General features: G+C 38.6%; 18 protein-coding genes. 7 read left to right on the top strand and 11 right to left on the bottom strand.

Going from position 1 to position 22,546, the window contains the following annotated elements:
- Window positions 1–39: 39 nt before the first annotated feature.
- Together rnr and rpiB are read right to left on the bottom strand one after the other, a co-directional pair.
- A complete protein-coding gene (gene rnr / locus H561_RS0112285) occupies window positions 40–2,193 on the bottom strand; it encodes a ribonuclease R (RefSeq protein ID WP_027387289.1) in 2,154 nt (717 codons plus the stop codon).
- Window positions 2,194–2,482: 289 nt separating this feature from the next.
- The gene (gene rpiB / locus H561_RS0112280) at window positions 2,483–2,917 is read right to left on the bottom strand and encodes a ribose 5-phosphate isomerase B (protein ID WP_027387288.1); all 435 of its coding nucleotides are present in this window, start codon (window positions 2,915–2,917) and stop codon (window positions 2,483–2,485) included.
- 566 nt (window positions 2,918–3,483) lie between these two features.
- On the opposite strand from rpiB, the gene H561_RS0112275 reads away from it, so the two are divergent.
- Window positions 3,484–4,674, top strand: coding sequence for a phosphoglycerate kinase (locus H561_RS0112275; protein WP_027387287.1), 1,191 nt, complete (start codon window positions 3,484–3,486; stop codon window positions 4,672–4,674).
- A 377-nt stretch (window positions 4,675–5,051) separates the two neighbouring features.
- On the opposite strand, the gene H561_RS0112270 is transcribed toward H561_RS0112275, so the two are convergent.
- The 6 genes from H561_RS0112270 to H561_RS0112245 all read right to left on the bottom strand — a co-directional run bounded on the left by H561_RS0112270 (window position 5,052) and on the right by H561_RS0112245 (window position 13,894).
- On the bottom strand, window positions 5,052–5,873 hold the full coding sequence (locus tag H561_RS0112270) for a class I SAM-dependent methyltransferase (protein ID WP_027387286.1): 822 nt from the start codon (window positions 5,871–5,873) through the stop codon (window positions 5,052–5,054).
- 102 nt (window positions 5,874–5,975) lie between these two features.
- Entirely contained in the window at window positions 5,976–7,838 is a 1,863-nt protein-coding gene (gene mnmG, locus H561_RS0112265) for a tRNA uridine-5-carboxymethylaminomethyl(34) synthesis enzyme MnmG (RefSeq protein WP_027387285.1), read from the bottom strand.
- A gap of 210 nt (window positions 7,839–8,048) precedes the next feature.
- Entirely contained in the window at window positions 8,049–8,468 is a 420-nt protein-coding gene (gene ybeY, locus H561_RS0112260; RefSeq protein WP_027387284.1) for an rRNA maturation RNase YbeY, read from the bottom strand.
- A gap of 7 nt (window positions 8,469–8,475) precedes the next feature.
- Window positions 8,476–10,635: a patatin-like phospholipase family protein gene (locus tag H561_RS0112255; RefSeq protein WP_027387283.1), complete on the bottom strand. Its 2,160-nt coding sequence runs from the start codon at window positions 10,633–10,635 to the stop codon at window positions 8,476–8,478.
- Between the two features lie 3 nt (window positions 10,636–10,638).
- Window positions 10,639–13,086 carry a bifunctional UDP-N-acetylmuramoyl-tripeptide:D-alanyl-D-alanine ligase/alanine racemase gene (locus H561_RS0112250; protein ID WP_027387282.1) on the bottom strand — a complete coding sequence of 816 codons (2,448 nt, stop codon included), beginning with the start codon at window positions 13,084–13,086 and terminating at the stop codon, window positions 10,639–10,641.
- Between the two features lie 214 nt (window positions 13,087–13,300).
- Window positions 13,301–13,894: a thymidine kinase gene (locus tag H561_RS0112245; RefSeq protein ID WP_027387281.1), complete on the bottom strand. Its 594-nt coding sequence runs from the start codon at window positions 13,892–13,894 to the stop codon at window positions 13,301–13,303.
- Window positions 13,895–13,955: 61 nt separating this feature from the next.
- On the opposite strand from H561_RS0112245, the gene H561_RS0112240 reads away from it, so the two are divergent.
- The 3 genes from H561_RS0112240 to fabG all read left to right on the top strand — a co-directional run bounded on the left by H561_RS0112240 (window position 13,956) and on the right by fabG (window position 17,227).
- The gene (locus tag H561_RS0112240; protein WP_027387280.1) at window positions 13,956–15,482 is read left to right on the top strand and encodes a hypothetical protein; all 1,527 of its coding nucleotides are present in this window, start codon (window positions 13,956–13,958) and stop codon (window positions 15,480–15,482) included.
- A gap of 8 nt (window positions 15,483–15,490) precedes the next feature.
- A complete protein-coding gene (rsmI, locus tag H561_RS0112235; protein ID WP_027387279.1) occupies window positions 15,491–16,165 on the top strand; it encodes a 16S rRNA (cytidine(1402)-2'-O)-methyltransferase in 675 nt (224 codons plus the stop codon).
- Window positions 16,166–16,483: 318 nt separating this feature from the next.
- Entirely contained in the window at window positions 16,484–17,227 is a 744-nt protein-coding gene (gene fabG / locus H561_RS0112230; protein ID WP_027387278.1) for a 3-oxoacyl-[acyl-carrier-protein] reductase, read from the top strand.
- A gap of 142 nt (window positions 17,228–17,369) precedes the next feature.
- Here fabG and H561_RS0112225 read toward each other — a convergent pair whose 3' ends face one another.
- The gene (locus tag H561_RS0112225) at window positions 17,370–18,410 is read right to left on the bottom strand and encodes a GMP reductase (protein WP_027387277.1); all 1,041 of its coding nucleotides are present in this window, start codon (window positions 18,408–18,410) and stop codon (window positions 17,370–17,372) included.
- 182 nt (window positions 18,411–18,592) lie between these two features.
- On the opposite strand from H561_RS0112225, the gene H561_RS0112220 reads away from it, so the two are divergent.
- Genes H561_RS0112220 through H561_RS0112210 form a run of 3 tightly spaced genes read left to right on the top strand, consistent with a single transcriptional unit; the run spans window position 18,593 to window position 21,002 of the window.
- A complete protein-coding gene (locus H561_RS0112220) occupies window positions 18,593–19,357 on the top strand; it encodes a prolipoprotein diacylglyceryl transferase (protein ID WP_027387276.1) in 765 nt (254 codons plus the stop codon).
- Complete coding sequence (locus H561_RS0112215) at window positions 19,354–19,587, top strand: hypothetical protein (RefSeq protein ID WP_027387275.1); 234 nt, start codon at window positions 19,354–19,356, stop codon at window positions 19,585–19,587. The genes H561_RS0112220 and H561_RS0112215 overlap by 4 nt, the downstream gene beginning before the upstream one ends.
- 11 nt (window positions 19,588–19,598) lie before the next feature.
- On the top strand, window positions 19,599–21,002 hold the full coding sequence (locus tag H561_RS0112210; protein ID WP_027387274.1) for a radical SAM protein: 1,404 nt from the start codon (window positions 19,599–19,601) through the stop codon (window positions 21,000–21,002).
- Between the two features lie 107 nt (window positions 21,003–21,109).
- On the opposite strand, the gene H561_RS0112205 is transcribed toward H561_RS0112210, so the two are convergent.
- Window positions 21,110–21,772, bottom strand: a complete 663-nt coding sequence (locus tag H561_RS0112205) for a GNAT family N-acetyltransferase (protein WP_027387273.1) — start codon at window positions 21,770–21,772, stop codon at window positions 21,110–21,112.
- Window positions 21,772–22,542, bottom strand: coding sequence for a 5'/3'-nucleotidase SurE (surE, locus tag H561_RS0112200; RefSeq protein WP_027387272.1), 771 nt, complete (start codon window positions 22,540–22,542; stop codon window positions 21,772–21,774). The genes H561_RS0112205 and surE overlap by 1 nt, the downstream gene beginning before the upstream one ends.
- Between the last annotated feature and the right edge of the window lie 4 nt (window positions 22,543–22,546).

Genomic DNA, 22,546 nt, shown 5'->3' with positions numbered 1-22,546 from the left:
TTTCATCTGATCGTTACAAATTTAAACTTTATGATTTAATTATTCAACAATCTTGAAGTCTAACTGCTTCTGAATTAGATTTGCCTTAACTACTTTTATCTTTACCTGATCTCCCAACTGATACCGATTCCCGGTCCTTGAACCGTAAACGGCATGGGTAGATTTATCATAAGTATAAGAATCATCCATCAAATCTCTCAGTTTAATGAGGCCCTCAGCTCCGTTTTCAGGAATTTCAACCCAAAATCCGAATTCCGCTACACCGGAAATCACCCCTGTGAAAGTTTCTCCCAGGTGTTTTTCCATAAATTTCACCTGCATATATTTAATGGAATCTCTTTCTGCATCGGCAGCCAGCCTTTCCATAGAGCTGCAGTGTTTCGCTTTTTCATCTAGCTCTGCTTTGTTGGGGGATTTTCCTCCGTCCAGATAATGCTGCAGCAATCGGTGGGCAAGCAAATCCGGATATCGGCGGATAGGAGAGGTGAAGTGGCTGTAATACTCAAACCCAAGCCCATAATGACCGATCGGCTCTGTGGAATATACGGCTTTGCTCATGCTTCGCATGGCCAGTGTTTCGATCATATTTTCCTCGCCTTTACCTTTTACATCATGCAACAGCCTGTTTAAAGACTCGGCCACTTTTTTAGTATTGGCCAAGTCCATTTTATATCCGAATGTAGAAACAAAATCCCTTAATGATTCTAATTTTGCGGGATCCGGATCATCGTGAACCCTGTAAATAAAGGTATTCTGGCTTACCTCTCCTTTTTTATTCAGAGAAACAAATTCTGATACTTTTTTATTGGCCAGCAACATGAATTCCTCGATCAGGTGGTTTGAATCTTTACTGATTTTAAAATATACTCCGACAGGATTGTTATTTTCATCGAGATTAAACCTAACCTCACTTCTGTCAAAGGTGATTGCACCATCCTTAATCCTTTGCTGACGCATGATTTTTGCCAACTTGTCCATAACAAGGATTTCTTCTTTGAAATCGCCATCCTTTCCTTCAATTCTTTCCTGGGCTTCTTCATAGGTAAATCTTCTGTCCGAATGGATAATGGTTCTTCCAAACCACTGATTATGAATCTTAGCTTCATCATCCAGTTCAAAAACTGCGGAAAACGTAAATTTATCTTCATTCGGTCGCAGTGAACAGACATCATTACTCAGAACTTCAGGAAGCATCGGCACTACACGGTCTACCAGATATACTGAGGTAGCTCTCTGATAGGCCTCATCATCAAGAATGGTCCCTGGAACTACATAATGCGAAACATCAGCAATGTGAACACCAATTTCCCAGTTCCCGTTTTCCAGTTTTCTAATTGATAATGCATCATCGAAATCTTTGGCATCTTTAGGGTCAATGGTGAATGTAGTAATGGCACGCATATCCCGGCGTTTGGCCACTTCGTCATCATTGATGCTCCTGTCAATTTTATCGGCATCCCTTTCCACATCTTCAGGGAATACATACGGAAGCCCGTATTCTGCAAGGATAGAGTGGATTTCGGTTTCATGCTCTCCCGGAGCACCTAAAACCTTTACAATTTCTCCATCAGGATTTTTGTCGCCCGGCCTCCATTCCAGCATTTTTACAACTACTTTATCACCGTTTTCTGCACCATTTATCTTACCTTTCGGTATAAAGATATCGGTATTGATTGTTTTTTTATCACAGACCACAAATCCGAATTCTTTATGTGGAACCAGCTGGAAAGTTCCGACAAATTCGGTACGGTTTCTTTCCAGGACTTCAAGCACGGAGCCTTCCATCTTTTTACCTTTAAAATTATAGGTAACAATAAGTACTTTGTCACCCTGTAAAGCATCCTTTACATTTTTAGAATGAACGAAAACATCATCTTTTAAATTTTCGACCGTTACATAAGCATTTCCGCTTTGATTAAAATCGATAATTCCCGTTAAAGTTCCTTCAATATTAAGATTAATGCTGAATTTCCCTTTCTCAGTTTCTTTGATTCTCTGACTTGATAAAAGCTTATGCAGGGACTGAATCACCATTTCACGCTGTCTCGGGTTTTTATGATCAATTCCATCTGAGATTTGCTTGTAATTGTATATTTTGGTTTGGTTCTGATTCATGAAACGGAGGATCAATCTCCCGATTTCCAAAAGTTTTGAGTCATTTTTCTGACTTATGTATTTATTTTTTTTTGGCATTTTATTATTATTAATGAATTATACAGTTTTAATATCAATTAAAACCCTTTAAGTTTTACTTTTATAACCAACAGCATCAATTTTCCTACCAGTCATCGACAGCAGGAAGCTTTTAGTTTCTATAAATTTAATACAAATATGGAAAAGAGGGGAGAAAAAACTTCTTTTAATATCTTTTAAATGATATAGGTTGTACAGGAATACTTAGCGTATCATATCCCTTTAATGATGCAAATATACAGAATAAAAAATAAATAAGGCTTACCAGTTGACTGATAAGCCTTTATATTTAACAAAATGCAATTTTATCTACCCTGTTCTGGTGCCTGCCTCCTTCAAAGTCTGTTGAAAGGAATTTATCTGCAATTTCAATAGCCAGTTCCTTGGATATGAATCTTGCAGGAATGGAAATCATATTGGCATCGTTATGCTGTCTTGCCAATACGGCAATCTCCGGCATCCAGCAAAGTGCACAACGGATTTTCTGGTGTTTGTTTGCAGTGATCTGAACTCCGTTTCCGCTTCCGCATAGCAATATACCCAGCTCATTGTCTCCATTCTCAACAGACGTTGCCGCCGGGTGAACAAAGTCAGGATAATCCACACTGTCTGTGGAAAACGTTCCAAAATCCTGAACCTCAAAGTTTTCTGATAAATAGTTCTTAACAATCTCTTTATATTCGAATCCTGCATGGTCTGCGGCAATGGCAATTTTTCTTTTCATAATACCTGTATTAAACTTTTTTAGATGTATTTCCTGACAAAGGTAAGAATAATAACAAAGTGTGTTAGTTATTCGGGAGTAAATTGTGTAAAGCATTGTGAATAACTGTGGATAACTCCGGCAAAATAAATGTTTCGTAACATTATAAAAATGTGTAATGGAAAGAACGTCCAAAAATTCCGATACAAACTTCGCAAAACTTTTTTGCACGAAGTCACCGGTTTTTCCGGAAATCAGTTATCCATAAACGGAATTGGGGAAAAGTTACTAATATTTGTTAGTAAGTACCTGAAAAAACAGATTTACAGCGATTTATAATGTAAATAAATTGTGAATTGGTCAGAAATTTAATGTTATAAAGATTTTATACAAAAGTTATCCCCTAAACTCACAACACACAACAACAATAGCGTATTCTTTTTTTATATAAAGAAAAAAGTGTTGGTTAGTGGATGTTGGTCTTGCGGAGAAAATTCTGTAAAACTTTTCTGAAAACTTTTACGGACCTCTCGCATTTCCAAAATTTTAAAATCTTACATTTGTGGAAAGAAAATTCTAGGTTATTTATGAAAACAATCAATGATTTCAATTTTAATGATAAGAAGGCTCTGGTAAGGGTGGATTTCAATGTTCCACAGGATGACCAGCTGAAAGTTGCAGACAACACAAGGATTGCAGCGGTGAAGCCTACTGTAGATAAAATTCTTAAAGACGGGGGATCTGTCATCTTGATGGCTCACTTGGGAAGACCTAAAGGAGAGGTGAAGGATGAGTTTTCACTCAGACATATTACAGATGAAGTTTCCAGGGTTTTGGAAAAAGAAGTAAAATTCGTAGACGACTGTATCGGTGAGAAAGCGCAACAGGCTGCTTCTGATATTAAGCCGGGCGAAATTTTACTGCTTGAGAATCTGCGTTTTCATAATGAAGAAGAAAAAGGTGACCGTAGCTTTGCTGAAAAGCTTTCGCAACTGGCTGATACTTATGTTAATGACGCTTTCGGTACAGCGCACAGAGCTCATGCCTCTACTGCTGTAATTGCTGAATTTTTTCCTTCAACTAAGTTTTTCGGTTTATTGATGGCTGATGAACTTAAGGCTATTGATAAGGTTTTGAAAAGTGGTGAAAAGCCTGTAACGGCTATTTTAGGTGGATCTAAAGTTTCAACTAAAATCACCATTATAGAAAATATTTTACCTGCAGTAGACAATCTGATCATTGGCGGCGGGATGGCTTTTACATTCATCAAGGCACTGGGCGGTAAAATCGGGGACTCACTGGTGGAAGAAGATAAACTGTCTCTGGCTCTTGAAATATTGGGGAAGGCAAAAGAACATAAAGTGAAAGTATATCTCCCTTCTGATGTAATTATTGCTGAGAGTTTCAGCAATGACGCTGAAAGGAAAGAATCGGATATTTATACCATCCCGGAAGGATGGATGGGAATGGATGCAGGTCCGAAGTCCAGAGATCAGTTCAATGATGTTCTTTTAAATTCACGGACCATTCTGTGGAACGGGCCGATCGGAGTTTTTGAAATGTCGAATTTTGCGACAGGGACTGTTGCATTGGGTGACAGTATTGCTGAAGCTACAAAACTGGGCGCATTCTCTTTAGTAGGAGGAGGGGACAGTGTGGCTTTTGTAAAGCAGTTCGGATATGATGACAAAGTAAGTTATGTTTCTACTGGTGGAGGAGCAATGCTTGAGAGTCTGGAAGGCCTTGAGCTTCCCGGAGTTGCTGCAATTAATAAGTAATACATTTCTAATATAAAATTTCAAAGTCTATCAAATTAATGATGGACTTTTATTTTAACATCTGTTCGTTCAGATTTTAACTGATCAGGAAATCCAGGTGAAATGTAATGTACTATGAAATCTAAGAAATTATAATTAATATGCTTCATCAATACTTTAAAGATTCAAGCGTTTACTACTAAATTCATATCATCATTATATCTAGAATAAGAAAAGGGTAGGGGAGGGCAAGATAATTCAGCTGAAATGAATTTTATATGGGAAGAGTGTGAAGCTCCACAATTAACATTAAACCTCAGGAATTTTCCTGAGGTTTTTATTTTTTATCATCAAATTAAAGAAAATTGGCCTTCATAAACCTGTCAAAAATCGATTTTCTACTTTTTTTCGATAATGTATATCAAACTTGAAAATTCAGCTGAAAAAAGGGCTTTTACATTAGAAATTGTTCCAAGAATAACTGCTTTTAGCCAGAAAAGTGATGATTTTTTATATTTTTCGCTCAGCATGGATATGTAATAAGAATCCAGTACCAGAGGTTTGATCTTTCTCATTTTCCAGTTCGGTTTTTTTGAAATTAAATTTTCCATTCCTTTTTTTGAAAAATGATAAATGTGCCGGGGTACATCATACGCTGCCCAGTATTCTTTATAATGCTGGGCATCATACGAAGTAGGGTTGGGTACTGCAATAATCAGCAGTCCTTTGTCTTTCAGTTTGCTGTTAAACAGTTCAAGCATTTCATCCTGGTTTTCAATATGTTCAAAGACGTGCCATAAGGTAATGGCATCCAGGCTTTTATTTTCAATAAAATTAATATCATTTAAAATAGTTGCCTTTAAAATTTTGCCCTGTGCTGCTTTTCGTGCATCAGCATCCGGTTCAAATCCAAAAGTCTCAAAATCATTTTCGATATACCTGACAAATTCTCCTGCGCCGCAACCGTAATCTAAAACTTTTGAACCTTTTTTTATTCTGTCTAAAAGAATGGTTTTTTTATACTGCAGATTAAAAGACTGCAGAAATTTATACAGCTTTTCTTTTAAACTGCCGGAATCCTGATGATGGGATATATAATTTTCACTTTCATAATATCTTGAAATCTCAGATGGAATAGGGGAAGTTTTAAAAACTCCTTTTGTTTCGGTTTCTGTAATTTCAAATATTTCCTGAGAAAGAAAATGATCTTTAATTTTCATTATATAGTATTATTTAAAATAAAATTTGAAGCTGTTGTAAACTCCAAATTTTAATTAATTTTCAAAAATATTTTTAATGTTTCACGTGAAACATGATATTAATTATCTTCCTAAATACACCAATAATACATTAATGTCTGAAGGAGAAACTCCGCTGATTCTTCCGGCCTGGGCAATAGTTTTCGGCTTTACCTTAGCCATTTTCTGCCTGGCTTCTGCAGAAAGGCTGGAAATTTTAGCGTATTCAAAATCCTCAGGAATCTTAATATTTTCAAGGCGGTTCAGCTTGGCTACATTTTCCTTTTCTTTTTCAATATATCCTTTATATTTAATATTGATCTCGGCCTGTTCTCTCACTTCATTACTGTAATGGGATGCTTTTTCTTTAATGGCTTCAATACTTTCGAGCTTTTCAAGCGTCATATTTGGTCTTGTAAGAATCTGCGATGCCCGGTATGCCTGATCTACGGGGTTGCTTTTTATGCTTTCCAGGATCGGATTAATCATTCCCGGCTTTAAAGAAGTTTCGCGAAGAAAGGTCTCAAGTTCCTGACTGTTTGCTATCTTTTCTTCTACTTTTTCAAGCCTCTCTTGTTTTGCAAGACCTAAGTCAAAAGCTTTACGGGTTAATCTGATATCTGCATTATCCTGTCGCAAAAGCAGTCTGTATTCTGCTCTTGAAGTAAACATCCTGTACGGTTCTTCCGTTCCTTTTGTGATGAGGTCATCAATAAGAACACCGATATAGGCTTCATCCCTGTTTAAGATAAAGTCATCTTTCTGATGTACTTTATTATGGGCGTTAATCCCGGCCATCAATCCTTGTCCCGCTGCTTCTTCATAGCCGGTTGTCCCGTTGATCTGGCCTGCAAAATATAAATTGTTGATCAGTTTTGTCTCTAAAGTATGTTTTAGCTGAGTAGGGGGGAAGTAGTCATATTCAATGGCATAGCCCGGACGGAATACTTTTACGTTTTCAAATCCCGGAATGTGTTTCATGGCTTTTACCTGTACATCTTCCGGTAAAGAAGAACTGAATCCATTGACATAGATTTCGACTGTTCTCCAGCCTTCTGGTTCTACGAATAACTGGTGTCTGTTTCTTTCTGCAAAACGATTGATCTTATCTTCAATGCTTGGGCAATACCTAGGCCCTAAACTCTGGATCGTTCCGTTGAACATAGGACTCCTGTCAAACCCTTCACGTAAAATATCGTGGACGGTTTCATTGGTATATACGATATGGCAGCTTAATTGTCTGGTTAACTTAGGGGTATTCAAATAGCTGAATTTTTGGGGATTTTCATCGCCTTTCTGTTCTTCCATTTTAGAATAATCCAGGCTTCTTCCATCTACTCTGGGTGGGGTACCGGTTTTCATTCTGCCTGCTTCAAAACCTAAAGAAACGAGTTGCTCCGTAATTCCGAAGGCTCTGGGTTCGCCCATTCTTCCGCCTCCTAATTGTTTATCCCCGACATGGATTAATCCATTCAGGAAAGTACCATTGGTCAAGACAACAGAATGTGCTTTTATTTCAATTCCCAAAGAAGTAACTACTCCTGTGACTTTATTATTCTCTATAATAAGCTGCTTAACCATATCCTGAAAGAAATCAAGATTTGGCGTATTCTCTAATGCCATACGCCATTCTTCAGCAAAGAGCATCCTGTCATTCTGTGTTCTCGGTGACCACATAGCAGGGCCTTTGGACAGATTCAGCATTTTGAACTGGATAGCAGATTTATCGGCAATGATTCCTGAGTATCCTCCCATGGCATCAATTTCCCGTACAATCTGTCCTTTCGCGATTCCTCCCATCGCCGGGTTGCAGCTCATCTGTCCGATGGTCTGCATATTCATTGTAACCAGAAGTGTTTTAGAACCCAGGTTGGCGGCTGCAGCTGCTGCTTCACATCCTGCGTGTCCGGCTCCCACCACTATTACATCATAAATTTCTGAAATCATTTTTACGCTTGTTTTAAGCCTTATATTTTAAATTTTTTCTATAATGTTTCACGTGAAACATTCTGCCGGAACAGATGATTGAATCAACTGTATTACGGTTCTTTTAGCCCCGATTGCAGCATTTGTCTGAGCTCATTTTCTTTTTTGCAAGAAAAGAAAATAGCGAGTGCGGAAAGCGGGATTAAGCTTCTGAATCATGTAAGCTTCTGCTTACATGATCTCATGCTTATACTTTGCTAAATAAAAATCTTCTTTGCTTCGCATTACTGTTTCTTCCTCCTCTGTTTTATCTTTATATCCGGAAAGATGAAGGATCCCGTGAGCCAAAACTCTTCTGAGTTCTTCTTCGTATTCTCCGGATAGGGTAGAAGCGTTATCTGAAATGCGCTGCAAAGATACAAAAATCTCTCCGCTTATTGTTCTGCCTTTTACATAGTCGAAAGTAATGATGTCTGTATAATAATCATGCTGTAAATAATCTTGGTTTACTTTTAATAAATATTCGTCATCGCAGAATATATAATTGATTTCTCCAAGTTTTTTTCCTTCTGAAATAATAATATCTTCCAGCCATATTGTGTAATCCGTGTTTACGGATTCGGGTATGTTTTCGTAAAAAAATTGTATCATGATGTAATTAAAACCAATGTCCTAGGATGACACTGAATATGCCTTTTTGGTTATTTTTAAGTGAGTGACTGAAGTTGATCTTGATCTGTCCGAAAGGAGATTTGTATCCTGCCGTAAGTCCAACCGAACTGTAATTTAATTTTACCGCGTCTTCGAAGCTTATATCATCCGACAGATTGGCTAAAGAAAAGTTTCCGCTGATAAAGTAATTTTTATTGAATTTAAACTGAAGATCATTTGAAATCAGGATTACATTATTGGTGGTAAGCTGGCCAAAATAGAATCCGGCAAAGCTCCTGAAGTTAACCAGGTTCTGTTCAAAGATTCCTCCCAGCCGGTACTGATAAAACTGAGGAAGATTTTCTCCTATGGTAATTCCGCCATAGAGATTAAGACGGTAGGAAAACTGTTTGGTAAGAGGGAAATTAATTCTGATATCCGCTTTTACCTGTACCAGCCTTTTTTCAACTTCAGATTTCAGGAGGTCGATTACTTTTCCTTCAGCGTTAATATAAATTCCGCGGGTAGGAAAGTCTTTATCATCCTGCGTATCGCTTTTCAGAAACAGGTAAGGATTTAAGAACCGGCTGTACTTCTTGTGGATGCCATTGACTTCCGATTCAAAATAGTCATGACTGATTCCGCCTCCGACAGCAAATTTATCTTTCCAGATCGATTGGATATAGGTTTCATTCCTTAACCACATCCATTTTTCAGTATCGTTATTATCTGCATCCCTGAGATTAAAGCTCATGCCGGAAGAATATATTCCAAAGCCGGGAATGTAGCCATTGTCTATAAAATAATTTAAATAGTATCTGGGCTTATCTCCGACAATAACATCAAGGGAAAGATTGGAGTTTCTGAACAGAAGCCTTTTTGCTGAATAATTTACCAGCAGGCCGGTTTTAAAGATCTCGTCATAATGTAAACCGAATTTTACAAAATGCCTGGACTCATCTTCAGTCACATACAACTTAAGAAAATTGACATTATTTTCTGTAACGATATCATAATTGATGAATTTATAATTATTGGTGGCAACCAGTTTATCTATTTTTTTATTGATGCTTCCATAGGTCTGAAGAGAGGGTAGGCGCAATCCCATTTTCCCGAGGATATAGTTTTCCCCGTAAATCCGGCCGCCTTCTATAGAAATACTGTCTATCTTATATACGTTGGAATATATAGGATTTATATGCTGTCTGAGGCGGTCAAAGGGCCTTTTCGGGAGCTCGTTCAGTATCTTTGAATATTTGAGGCCTTCTGCATATCCGCTGTCGAGGATTTTTTTCTTTTCGTCATAGCTGGTGGCCGTCATGCCTTTCAGATCCGGCTTGATATTGATATCCGTATATTTATATTGTCTTCGGGTATCCTTTTTAATTCCAAAATCAATTACCTGATTTAATATGGCTACAATACTGTTCAGATCTTCCCGCTTTGAAAGATCCTGGTTAAGATCTACACCGATGACAATATCAATGCCTTTATCCTTTAATGGTTTTGAAGGATAATTTACCGTCATGGCGCCGTCTATATAAATACTGTCTCCGATCTTTACGGGATCCATTAAAGACGGAAAAGCAGAACTTGCCATGATAGACTGTACCAGGTCTCCTTTCTCAAAGATTTCCATATTCCCGCTTTCAAGATTGGTGGCAACACACATAAAGGGAATCGGCAGCTTTGAGAAGTCATTGATATTGGAAACGTTTTTGAAAAGCTCTTTCAGCAAGTAAACATTTTTTTGTCCGGTACTTATCGAAGAGGGCAGGGTAATCTTTCCGTTTTTAAGGGGAATCGATAAAAGGTATTTATCTACGGATTTGTTAAAGAATGTAGTTTCCTGCCGGGTCGCTTTAGGATCGAGGATTAAAGAATAGAAGTCCGTATCCATGACGATTTTTTCAATTTCTTTTCCTGAATATCCCGAAGCATACAGGCCGCCCACAATCGCTCCCATACTGGTACCGGCGATATAATCTACCTTAACTCCTAAAGAATCCAGTACTTTTAGTACTCCAACGTGGGAAAACCCTTTAGCTCCGCCTCCGGCCAGTGAAAGTCCGATCCTTGGATTTTTGGGAATTTTCAGATCTTTCTTTACCTGAGAATGAATCAAAAGCATTTGAAATGCAAATAAAAGGACCAGGAGCTTTTTCATAAGTTAATCTTTTATATAAATCCTTTTCACCCTAGGTGAAATAGAGGTTAATACTTCATATGTGATGGTTTTGCAGTACGCAGCAAATTCTTTCAGACTGGGTTTGGCATTAAAGACGGTAACAGGGTCGCCTTCTTTTACATGCGGGACATGATCGACATTGACCATCATCATATCCATGCAGATGCTTCCCACGATAGGGGCCAGCGTTTTATTGATTCCCACGCTTCCGGTCTGATTTCCGATCAGCCTCGGGATTCCGTCTGCATACCCTACAGGAAGGGTAGCAATTTTCGTTGTATGATCAGCTTTAAATCGTCTGCTGTAACCTACAGACTCTCCCTTTTCTACTGTTGAAATCTGTGAAATAACCGTTTTGAAACTTACTACAGAATGCAGCTGTCTCTGTATTTTATTATTTGGTGATTCTCCCAGCATACCAATGCCGATCCTTACCATGTCATACTGATGATCCGTATAATTGGTAATTCCTGACGAGTTTAATATATGGCGTATAGGGGTGTATCCCAATGCTTTTATCAAACGGGTTGAGTTGATATCAAACGTCTTCAGCTGATCCAAAGTAAATTCCTTTTCATCCGGTATATCTGAAGACGAAAGATGGCTGAAAATACTTTGAACCTGAAGGGTTGTATGGTGTAAAATTTCACTGAGATGGTCCAATTCGTCATCTTTAAAACCAAGGCGGTGCATTCCCGTTTCAAGTTTGATATGAATAGGGTAGTGTTCATCATAGCCTGATTTCTGAACTGCTTCATAAAAAAGTCCGAGAACCCTGAAACTGTAAATTTCCGGTTCCAGCTTATACTGGATTATCGCTTCATAGCTGTGCTGTTCGGGATTCATTACCACGATGGGTACGGTAATGCCTTTTTTCCGCAGTTCAACGCCTTCATCTGCATACGCTACTCCAAGATAGTCTATATGGTGGTGCTGCAGGAATTCTGAAATTTCATAACTGCCCAACCCATAGGCATTGGCTTTTACCATAGCCATCATTTTGGTAGCAGGCTTCAGCAGTGATTTGTGGAAATTAATATTATGGAGGACCGCATTCAGATTTACTTCTAATACCGTATCATGCTTTCTGAGTTCAAGAATATCTTTAAGCCGTTCAATTTCAAATTTCCTGGCTCCTTTAAGCAGGATAATCTGGTTTTCTATTTCATTAAGATGTTTGCTGTCAATCAGTTCCTGCGTATTAGTGAAAGTAAAGGTTTTAGATTTAAATAATTCACTAAATTTTGATATTTCATCACCGATCAGGAAAACATGGTCGAATTTCTGTTCATTGACGAGTTCAGAAACTTCTTCATACAATTGATGATGGTTTTCATTGACCCCGATCATATCCGTTAGTACAAGAGACCTTTTCTGCTTGTTGTATTCATTTAAGAACTGTAAAGCGGTTTTCAGGGAATCCAGATCCAGGTTGAAAGAATCATTGATAATAATATTGTTTTTAATGCCCTCAATAGCTTCAAGGCGCATTTCTACAGCCTTCAGGGTGTTGATTTTTTCAATGATTTTGTGATTTTCAATACTCAGTTCTTTTAAAACGGTCACCAGTGCCAAAGCATTCATTAAAGTGGCTTCATCCCTCTGATGTACCGGGAAACTGATTTCCTCATCAAAATAAACAACAACTAAATTCTCATTTTTAGAAACATCTGCTTTAAAGTATACCCGATTGTTTTCCTGAAAGCCGTAAGAGATTAATTTTTTACCTGAATACAGTTCTTTTATCTTATTATCAACCAATAGATTGTCTCCGTTGTAAATAATGACTTCGGATGCTTTAAAAAGTCTGATTTTCTCGTTAATCAATTCTTCTTCGTTTTCAAAATTCGCAAGATGGGCCGTACCGATATGGGTAAGCAAACCGATCTGCGGATGGAATATCTGTTCAAGTTTTTCCATTTCATCAGGCTTTGAGATCCCGACTTCAAAAATTCCTATTTCATGTGACGGATTGATCTGAAGCAAAGAGAGGGGAAGGCCAATCTGTGAATTGAAACTTTTCGGACTTTTTACTGTAGAAAATTCATTCCAGAGACATTGATAGAGCCACTCCTTTAAAATGGTTTTACCGTTACTTCCCGTAATGCCTATGGATTTAAGCCGGGCATTCTTGAAATGATACCGGGCTAAAGTCTGAAGAAAAGCAATGGAATTCTCAACCAAAATCCAGGTAATATTCTCGAACTGAGGATACCGGTGTTCTGAAATAATCACATGAATTCCCCGGGCAATGGCAGATTCAATGAACTTTTCTCCGGAATTTTTCTGGGTATTGATAGCAATAAACGCCGTATCCCGGGTAGAATAAATAATCCTGCTGTCAAAAGCGATATTTCTGATTACTAATTTATCGTCTCCAATGACCTTTGCATTGGTGATTTCTGCAGTCTGTTGTGTTGTGTAGTTCATTGGTACCTTTCTGCTGTATTGCTTTTTATTGTAGGATCATTTCAAACATCCGTAAAATTTATTCATGTTTTACAGTTTGAAAAATCAAGGTTTTTAATAAGATTGACTATAAATTTATTTAAAATAAATCTACTTCAAGACATTTGTCTTAAAATTAACTGACTTTATATTAATTTAAACGGTTCAATTAAATGAAGGTTTAATCTTAGCCAATTTAATTATTTTTTCTCTTTAAAAGTACTTCATCAATAAAAACACGGCGGCTTACCGCCTCGTAGCTTTCCGTTTCACCCAGTTCCACCAGGTTATTGCCCTGAGAAATCCTCATCGAGTAATTTGCAAGATTTCCGGTTCTTTTACAGATGGCATGTACTTTCGTCACGTATTCTGCGGTGGCCATCAGATTCGGCATCGGACCGAAAGGCCTGCCGAGAAAGTCCATATCCAGGCCTGCAACCACTACTCTTATGCCGCTATTGGCCAGTTCGTTAGCTACATACACAATGCTTTCGTCAAAAAACTGGGCTTCATCAATTCCTACCACATCACAATTGGAAGCCAAAAGGAGAATTTCGTTAGGATTTTCCACGGGGGTACTCCGGATCTTATTCTGGTTGTGGGAAATCACATCCTCTTCAGAATATCGTGTATCCAGTTTCGGTTTAAAAATTTCCACATTCTGGCCCGCCATTTCTGCTCTTCTCAGCCTCCGGATCAGCTCTTCGGTTTTTCCGGAAAACATGGAGCCACAAATAACTTCCATCCAGCCGCTTTGTTTGGAATGATTAATTGTATTTTCTAAAAACATTTGTTAAATTAGCCGTATATTTTTAAGATCAAAAGTAAGCAATTTTAATAAGATTCTTAATATGCACAACATCCAAGATTTAAAGGAAAAGATTTTTTTTGAATCCAAGAATATCATCGGTATTTTGGACCAAATAAACCACGTTGATGAGTTACTTTCCAGGAACGATCTTGTGGATGAGCTTGCTGAAAAAATGACATTTTTACGCTTGCTTCAAAAAAATAGGCACGATTCCGGAGACGGAAAATTTTTCCCGGTTTCTGAAAAGAAAAATGATTTCCCAGCGGTAAATGCTTTTTCTGAATCACAAAATCAAAGCTATGAAGTCACAGAGGAAGAGGCGATCTTTAACAATGAATTAAATGAAATCCATGAAAGCAGGCAGGAAGCTTTTTCAATGGGCGTTACTGAGGAAGAAGCTATTTTCAATAATCAGCTAAATGAAATTGTTGAGGGTGAGCTTCATGAAACTTTAGTGAGTCTCGCTGAAGAAAATACCGGAAAAGAAAGTCCTGAAGAAAAAAGTCTGAATGAGACAACGGAAGAGGAAGCGGTCTTCAATAATCAGCTGAATGAAATCGATGAAAATGAACCTTCAGGGTATAACGGAGGCACTTTGAATTTTATTGATGAAGAAAGAATTCTGGCAGATTCCGAGCCTGAAAATGATCAGGATTTTGACGAGGACATGTTCGGTGAAAAAACAACCCGGGAAGAGGCTGTTTTTAATAATCAGCTGAGTGAGATCGATGAGTTTGAAAATGAAATCTCTGAAGATCATGGTGAGGTAACCGCCTTTAATGAAGAGGAAAAAATTCAGGATCATTTTGAATCTCATATAAAAAATGAACAAAAGGTTCCTGAAATCACTCACCGGATGCCAGATATTTTTGATAACGAACCATTGGAAGACGAAGATCTGCTGATCGAGGAAAACCAAGACCCATTCAGTCTTTCACATACTTTGATAGAGCAGGGTGAAATGCCGACGGAAACCTCTGATCCTGAAAATATAGTTGCTGAAATTAAGAATGGGTCAGTGGCCGAAGAAAAACAGGCACAGTCTATCTTAGCGGAGATTAACGACAGGAGAAGAATTGTTGAGATTAACAGACAGGCTTCTGAAACATTCAAAGATACCCCTGCATCTGATGAAGATTTTGAAAATCAGGAAACCTATCAGGAGAAAAAGATAAAACTGGCCAACATAAAAGGCTTAAAAGCGGTTCAGTCGCTTTTCGGAAATGATCATTTAGAAATAAAATGGCCTGAAGAAAAGCAAACGCCTGCAAATAAAGAGGAAAATACCGGAAGCATTTTAAACGCCAATATTCCGACCGGCTTTATGGAAGCAGAAAAGAAAAAACCTGAATTTAAACTGGATCTGAACGATAAAATAGCCTTTTCAAAAACACTGTTCGGGGGAAGCCAGTCTGAACTCAATGAAGTGGTAAGCCGGCTTAACAGTTTCAAAACACTGGAAGAGGCAAAAGAATACCTGAGCGATCTTTACTATTCCAAAAAATGGAATAAGGTGGATGAATATGCCCAGCGTCTCTGGATATTAGTGGAAAATAAATTCTTATAAATTACATTTTGAGCGGAATCCTATATTTTGTTCCCACACCGATCGGGAACCTGGAAGATATGACCTTCAGGGCAGTACATGTGCTGAAAGAAGTAGATTATATTTTATGCGAAGACACAAGAACTTCCGGAGTGCTCCTGAAGCATTTCGAGATTTCCAAGCCTTTGAAATCCTATCATCTGCATAATGAGCATCAGACAACGGAAAAGGTCATAACAGACCTTAAAAGCGGGCAGAATATTGCTATTATCACCGATGCCGGCACTCCGGGTATTTCAGATCCGGGCTATCTTCTGGGAAAGGCGGGGTCAGACCATCAGATAGAAATGATCTGCTTACCGGGCGCAACCGCTTTTGTTCCTGCGCTGGTGGTATCCGGGCTGCCGAATAATGAATTCCTGTTTGCCGGGTTTTTGCCCCAGAAAAAAGGAAGGCAGACCAAGCTCAAGCAGCTTGCGGAAGAAAAGAAAACCATTGTTCTGTACGAAAGTCCGCATAAGATCAATACGACTTTAGAGCAGATCAAAGAATTTTTCGGAGAAGAAACCAAGATAAGCCTGAGCCGTGAAATTTCCAAAAAGTTTGAAGAAACCCAAAGGGGAACAATCACAGAGCTCATTGAATTCTCAAAAAGCAAAACGTTAAAAGGAGAAATTGTCCTTATCATCAATAATTCCATTTGATTAAAAATGATTTTACCTGTTTTTCTTATACAAAACAGTAAAAGCATTTCTTTAATCAAAGAAATCAAAATTTAGTAAAAAGGTTAAAGTTGTTGCTGAAAGCTTTTAATTATGGAAAGTTGCAGAATATGCGGTAATACATACATGGAACTCTTATGACAAAAAACAGTTATAAAATTGTGCTAAAAAAATGATTTCAAATGCATTGAATAACATTTTATAATATCTTTGTCGCTGTTTGTTACGATAACATTAAATACTGTATTTAGCCCGTTTCCTAACGGCTGGTCAGGTTATAAAGAAATAATTGTCTTATATATGAAACTATTAGAAGGAAAAGTAGCATTAATAACGGGAGCTACAAGAGGAATCGGTAAGGGCATTGCTGAAATGTATGCACAGCAGGGAGCAAAAATAGCTTTCACTTACGCCGGATCTGTAGATAAAGCGAAGGAATTAGAAGCCACTTTAAGTTCTGTAACTCAAATTAAAGGGTACCAGTCTGATGCATCGGATTTTGATGCGGCTCAAATCTTAGTTGATGAAGTAATGGCAGAATTCGGTCAGATTGATATTCTGATCAATAATGCAGGGATTACCAAAGATAATCTGTTATTGAGGATGACGAAAGATGATTGGGATAAAGTATTAAGAATTAACCTGGATTCTGTATTCAACCTTACCAAAGCAGTGATCAAGCCGATGATGAAAGCAAAATCAGGAGCTATCATCAATATGACTTCCGTAGTTGGAATCAGCGGAAATGCAGGGCAGGCCAATTATGCAGCTTCTAAAGCAGGGGTAATCGGTTTTACCAAATCGGTTGCGCTGGAACTGGGTTCAAGAAACATCCGCTGCAACGCGATTGCTCCCGGGTTTATTGAGACTGAAATGACGGCTGCTCTGGATGAAAAAGCTACTCAGAAATGGTCAGAGGCTATTCCGATGAAAAGATTGGGTAAAACCTCAGATATTGCCAATGCATGTGTATTTTTAGGAAGTGAAATGGCTTCTTACATCAACGGGCAGACCCTGAATGTGGACGGAGGTCTTTTAACGTAAAAAAATTAATATCCGCACAACACATCATATTGTTTTGTCGGGTTTATCATATATCGGTCTGGTATACATTTATTTTAAGGATATATCAGACCGATCATTATATATTCTCTACAGTATCAGAATTCGGGCTACTGAATAATAGCTAATCGTTGAATATCTGATTTTCCTGTTCCTGTACCCTGATGAAGGTCGTTCTTTTCGACAGCTGCTTCAATGTAGAAGCTCCGACATACGTACAGGTTGAGCGGACACCGCCCAGAATGTCCTTTACCGTTTCCGAAACCTGACCTTTGTAAGCTACTTTTACCGTTTTCCCTTCAGAAGCCCGGTATTCCGCAACTCCTCCTGAATGTTTATCCATGGCAGTTTTTGAACTCATGCCGTAAAAAAGGCGGAATTTTTTCCCATTTTCCTCAATGATTTCGCCGCCGCTTTCATCGTGCCCTGCAAACATTCCGCCCAGCATCACAAAATCTGCACCGCCGCCGAACGCTTTTGAAACATCACCCGGCACCTTACATCCGCCGTCAGCAATGATGTGGCCGCCAAGACCGTGTGCCGCATCTGCACATTCGATAACAGCAGAAAGCTGGGGATAACCTACACCGGTTTTTACACGCGTGGTACATACGGAACCGGGCCCGATACCCACTTTAATAATGTCTGCGCCTACCAGAAGAAGCTCCTCCACCATTTCGCCTGTTACTACGTTACCCGCAATAATAATCTTATCCGGGAAATTGCCCCTTGCCCGCTTCACAAAGTCTACAAAATGTTCAGAATAACCGTTGGCCACATCAATACAGAGAAATTCAATTTTCGGGTGCTTTTCAAGGATCGTTCTTATCTTTTCCTCATCAGATGTTCCGGTCCCTGTACTTAGAGCGATATACTGATGGATATCTTCCGGCTGGGAATTTAAAAATTCAGACCATTCTTCCGGGGTATAATGTTTGTGAATGGCCGTAATGATCTTATCCTTTGCCAACTCGGCAGCCATTTCAAAGGTTCCTACCGTATCCATATTAGCCGCTATAATCGGGGTCCCTTTCCATTTTTTCTTCGTATGCCTGAATGTGAATTCCCTCTCTAAATCAACTTCTGAACGGGATTTCAGCGTGGAACGTTTCGGACGGAACATTACATCTTTGAAACCCAGTTTTATATCATATTCTATTCTCATAATCTGAAACTATTTTACTTAAAGTTAAGGAAAAGATTTGACGGAATGTTTAAGATAAAGGATTTTATAAGTGATTTAAGAAACGTGACGATGAGAACTCCGGCTGCTCAAATAAAATGCTTTAGGCTTCTGAAAAATATTATTTTCCTGCATTACAAAAAAATAACCTTATTTTTGAATTCATGGATTTCCCTGTCACTTTTCAGATTTTCGGTAAGACGGTTCTTGCACACCCTGTTTTTGAAACTTTAGGGATATTTATCGGGATGCGGTATTATTTCTATTTAAAAAGAAAATCAGCAGAAAAAGTTTCGTTCAACACGTCGGCGGCAGTTTTAATTGGCGCCACTGCAGGGGCTTTAATCGGTTCCAAGTTGATCGGTAACCTGGAAAACCCGTATCAACTTTTTGCGCATTTTAGCATAAAGACATTCTGGACCAACAATACCATCGTGGGCGGACTGGCTTTCGGATTAGCAGGCGTGGAGCTGGCGAAAAAAATAGTCTGCCATAAAACAAGCACCGGAGATCTGATGGTTTATCCCTTGATGTTGGCCATGATAATCGGTAGGATCGGGTGTTTCCTGACAGGAATTCATGAAGAAACCTATGGAATCCCTACTGATTCGGTTTTCGGAATGCATCTGGGAGACCAGTACCTGAGGCATCCCGTTGCGCTCTATGAAATTGCTTTTCTGGTCATTCTCTGGATCTGCTTAAAAACGGCTCAGGGGAAAATGGAGTTTCCGTCAGGCTTTATATTCAAGCTATTTATGCTCAGTTATTTTACCTTCAGGTTGATACTAGACTTTCTCAAGCCACGGATAGAGCTGGTTGGAAATTTAGGAACAATTCAGATCGTGTGTATTTGCATAATTATTTATTACATTTATAAGATTAAAGAAGAGACCCGTTTACCGGTCATAAAAAATACCAAGAAAATATGAAAACGCTAACGCTTTTGGAAGTCGGAGGCCTGGGAGGATTGGTCGCGATGATCATTCTGATCATTCTCGGGGTCTCATTATTTGTCTCACTGATTATTACTGTTTTTGTCAAACTTATTTATGAAAGCAAAGACGGCCGTAAATTTTCAACCAAACAGTTCCTGCTGACCATGCTGATCTCATTGTTAATCTGCGGTCTGATCAGCGGATTTGTCTGCGGAGGAATGTAAAAATCCAAATTATGCCTGTAAGAAATTATACCTATTACGATTATACCATCAGTCTTTGCCCGGAATGCCTCAAAAGGGTAGGCGCTAAGATCATCATTGAAGACGAAGCTGTTTTTATGACCAAAAGATGTCCGGATCATGGCTTTTTTAAGACGAAAATTGCTTCCGATGTCCATTATTATAAAAACATCAGAAACTATAACAAAGCGTCTGAAATGCCGGTCCATTTCGGGACCGATGTTGAATATGGCTGTCCTTATGACTGTGGCCTGTGTGTTGACCATGAGCAGCACAGCTGCCTTTCTATCGTAGAAGTAACAGACCGCTGCAATCTTACCTGCCCGACCTGTTATGCTATGTCTTCGCCGCACTACGGAAGCCACAGAACCCTGGAAGAAATCGAAGCGATGTTCGATATTATCGTTAAAAATGAAGGGGAGCCTGATGTGGTACAGATCAGCGGCGGAGAACCGACGATCCATCCTGAGTTTTTTAAAATCATGGATATTGCCAAATCAAAACCAATCAAGCATCTGATGTTAAATACTAATGGGGTGCGAATTGCCAATGATCCGGGTTTTGCAGAAAAGCTGGCTGCGTATGCCCCGGAGTTTGAAGTTTATCTTCAGTTTGACTCCTTTAAACCTGAAGTACTGCAGGATTTCAGAGGAAAAGACCTTACCAATATCCGGATGAAAGCGCTGGAAAAGCTTAATGCTTTGAACCTTTCTACTACGCTGGTAATTGTTCTCCAGAAAGATAAAAATATCGATGAAATCGGAAAGATTATTGAATTTGCCTTAAAGCAGAAATGTGTCCGCGGCATTACCTTTCAGCCTGTGGAAATTGCAGGCAGGAACCGCGATGATTCTGCACATGAAAAAATAACGTTGACGGAGGTAAGGCAGGAAATCCTAAACCAGTTTCCGCTTCTCAACGGAGATGACATTATTCCGGTTCCTTGCAATCCCGATGCTTTGGCAATGGGATATATCCTGAAACTGGAAGGCGAAATCATTCCTTTAACCCGATATATCAATCCAGCTGACCTGTTGAATAATGAAACCAAGAATACGATTGTATATGAGCAGGACAGCGGTCTTCAGATGAAGCTCCTGGATATTTTCAGCACGGGAATTTCTGTAGACAAGGTACAGCCTAAAGTCAATCAGTTACTGTGCTGCCTGCCGGACGTATCGGCTCCGAACCTGGATTATGACAATCTGTTCAGGATTATCATAATGAATTTTATGGATGCCCATGATTTTGATGTCCGTGCCGTGAAAAAATCGTGCGTTCATATCGTTAATAAAGATTTAAAATTGATCCCTTTTGAAACAATGAACCTTTTTTACCGGGATGATAAAATCAAATATCTGGAAGAATTGAGAAGAGAAGATAAAATCCTCTTTTAAATGAATGTATTTAATGAATGAACAAAACTTGAATTTCTTCTAAATAAATGAATGAAAATTCTATCAAATAAGGAGAAGTAACAAGAAATAAAATAAAGGGGTAAAAACTACCCCTTTACACTCCATAAATTGATGGTTCCTCTGTGATTGAAACCTAATTTATCGTAAAGTTTTTTAGCGCCAGTATTATTTTCCGCCACATGGAGAAAAGGGGTCTTATGATCTGCAAATATTTTATCGGTAATAAAGGCAATAAGTTGTTTGGCATAGCCTTTTCCATGATAATCAGTATCTGTAATAACAGCGCTTACTTCAGTCATATCGGCCATCTGCATTCTTTCACCCGTAACTGCTACCAGTTTATTGTTCTTAAAAATGCCAAAATAACGGCCCATTTCCGGAGTTCTGTTTTTAAAGTAATAAGGATAGAATTTTTTAATAAAACAAAAAAGTTCTTCGTTATTTTCCTCTTGTAAAAGGACTATTTCTTCTGTAAAATCCAGGTTAATTGTCTTTTCTAAAATATATTGGTCACAGACAAGCTGAGATAATACTTTTGTAAAATTATCTTGAGGCCTAACTCCGAAAATAAGAAAATCATCACAGATTTTTAAATATTCTGCGATATCTTTATCTTTTGCTATCTTTACTGAACCACCGAAAGCCGCAACTTCAGGATTATAAAACTTAGAATCTCCAAAGTTTAAACAAAAATTTTTGTGGTATTCATTAAGTGAATTATAAACAGGATTGTCTAGTTTCTGATACATTATTCAAACTTCATTACCTCGCTCAGTGTATTCATATACTCATACGCTGTTAAGTCAAACTTCACAGGAACAATTGAGATATATCCGTTGGCCAAAGCCGTTTCATCAGCATCTTCGGATTCATCCATATTATTGAAATATCCGGTCAGCCAGTAGTATTTTTTACCGTGGGGATTTATCCTTTCGTCAAAATTTTCTTCCCATTTGGCATGAGCCTGCTTGCAGACCTTCACGCCTTTAATTTCTTCTTTTAAAAGTTTCGGGATGTTAACATTTAAAACAACTCCTTTAGGCATAGGATTTTCCAGTGTTCTTTTAACAATGCTCTGAATATATTCTTTCGCCTGTGTAAAATCTGCTTCCCAACTGAAATCAAGTAATGAAAATCCAATGGCGGGAATACTTTCCACACCGGCCTCAACGGCTGCAGACATAGTTCCTGAATAAATGACATTGATGGAAGAGTTGGCTCCGTGATTAATTCCTGAAACCACAATATCCGGCCTTCTCGGTAAAATTTTATCAAGTGCCATTTTTACACAGTCTACAGGTGTTCCGCTGCATGAAAAATCCGTCTGTGGGCCTTCAAGCTGTACTTCTTCATAACTCAGGGTGGAATTGATGGTAATGGCGTGGCCTTTACCGCTTTGCGGAGAGTTCGGCGCTACCACCATTACGTCTCCGATTTCGTTCATAAAACTGACAAGATTTCTGATACCAGGTGCTGTGATTCCATCATCATTCGTAACCAGAATAAGAGGTCTTTCCATATTA

Source organism: Chryseobacterium gregarium DSM 19109 (assembly GCF_000430845.1).
GTDB classification, from domain to species: Bacteria; Bacteroidota; Bacteroidia; order Flavobacteriales; family Weeksellaceae; genus Chryseobacterium; species Chryseobacterium gregarium.
The sequence above is the reverse complement of the archived record's forward strand: the minus strand, read 5'-3'. Positions and strand labels throughout refer to the sequence as shown.

Bases quoted from the DNA above. Each gene is read 5' to 3' on its own strand.
- rpiB (WP_027387288.1), bottom strand. From the start codon at position 2,917: ATGAAAAGAAAAATTGCCATTGCCGCAGACCATGCAGGATTCGAATAT.
- H561_RS0112250 (WP_027387282.1), bottom strand. From the start codon at position 13,086: ATGAACTACACAACACAACAGACTGCAGAAATCACCAATGCAAAGGTC.
- H561_RS0112215 (WP_027387275.1), top strand. From the start codon at position 19,354: ATGAAAACGCTAACGCTTTTGGAAGTCGGAGGCCTGGGAGGATTGGTC.
- H561_RS0112210 (WP_027387274.1), top strand. From the start codon at position 19,599: ATGCCTGTAAGAAATTATACCTATTACGATTATACCATCAGTCTTTGC.
- H561_RS0112225 (WP_027387277.1), bottom strand. From the start codon at position 18,410: ATGAGAATAGAATATGATATAAAACTGGGTTTCAAAGATGTAATGTTC.
- H561_RS0112205 (WP_027387273.1), bottom strand. From the start codon at position 21,772: ATGTATCAGAAACTAGACAATCCTGTTTATAATTCACTTAATGAATAC.
- H561_RS0112245 (WP_027387281.1), bottom strand. From the start codon at position 13,894: ATGTTTTTAGAAAATACAATTAATCATTCCAAACAAAGCGGCTGGATG.
- H561_RS0112240 (WP_027387280.1), top strand. From the start codon at position 13,956: ATGCACAACATCCAAGATTTAAAGGAAAAGATTTTTTTTGAATCCAAG.
- H561_RS0112220 (WP_027387276.1), top strand. From the start codon at position 18,593: ATGGATTTCCCTGTCACTTTTCAGATTTTCGGTAAGACGGTTCTTGCA.
- ybeY (WP_027387284.1), bottom strand. From the start codon at position 8,468: ATGATACAATTTTTTTACGAAAACATACCCGAATCCGTAAACACGGAT.
- rnr (WP_027387289.1), bottom strand. From the start codon at position 2,193: ATGCCAAAAAAAAATAAATACATAAGTCAGAAAAATGACTCAAAACTT.
- mnmG (WP_027387285.1), bottom strand. From the start codon at position 7,838: ATGATTTCAGAAATTTATGATGTAATAGTGGTGGGAGCCGGACACGCA.
- surE (WP_027387272.1), bottom strand. From the start codon at position 22,542: ATGGAAAGACCTCTTATTCTGGTTACGAATGATGATGGAATCACAGCA.
- H561_RS0112255 (WP_027387283.1), bottom strand. From the start codon at position 10,635: ATGAAAAAGCTCCTGGTCCTTTTATTTGCATTTCAAATGCTTTTGATT.
- H561_RS0112270 (WP_027387286.1), bottom strand. From the start codon at position 5,873: ATGAAAATTAAAGATCATTTTCTTTCTCAGGAAATATTTGAAATTACA.
- fabG (WP_027387278.1), top strand. From the start codon at position 16,484: ATGAAACTATTAGAAGGAAAAGTAGCATTAATAACGGGAGCTACAAGA.
- H561_RS0112275 (WP_027387287.1), top strand. From the start codon at position 3,484: ATGAAAACAATCAATGATTTCAATTTTAATGATAAGAAGGCTCTGGTA.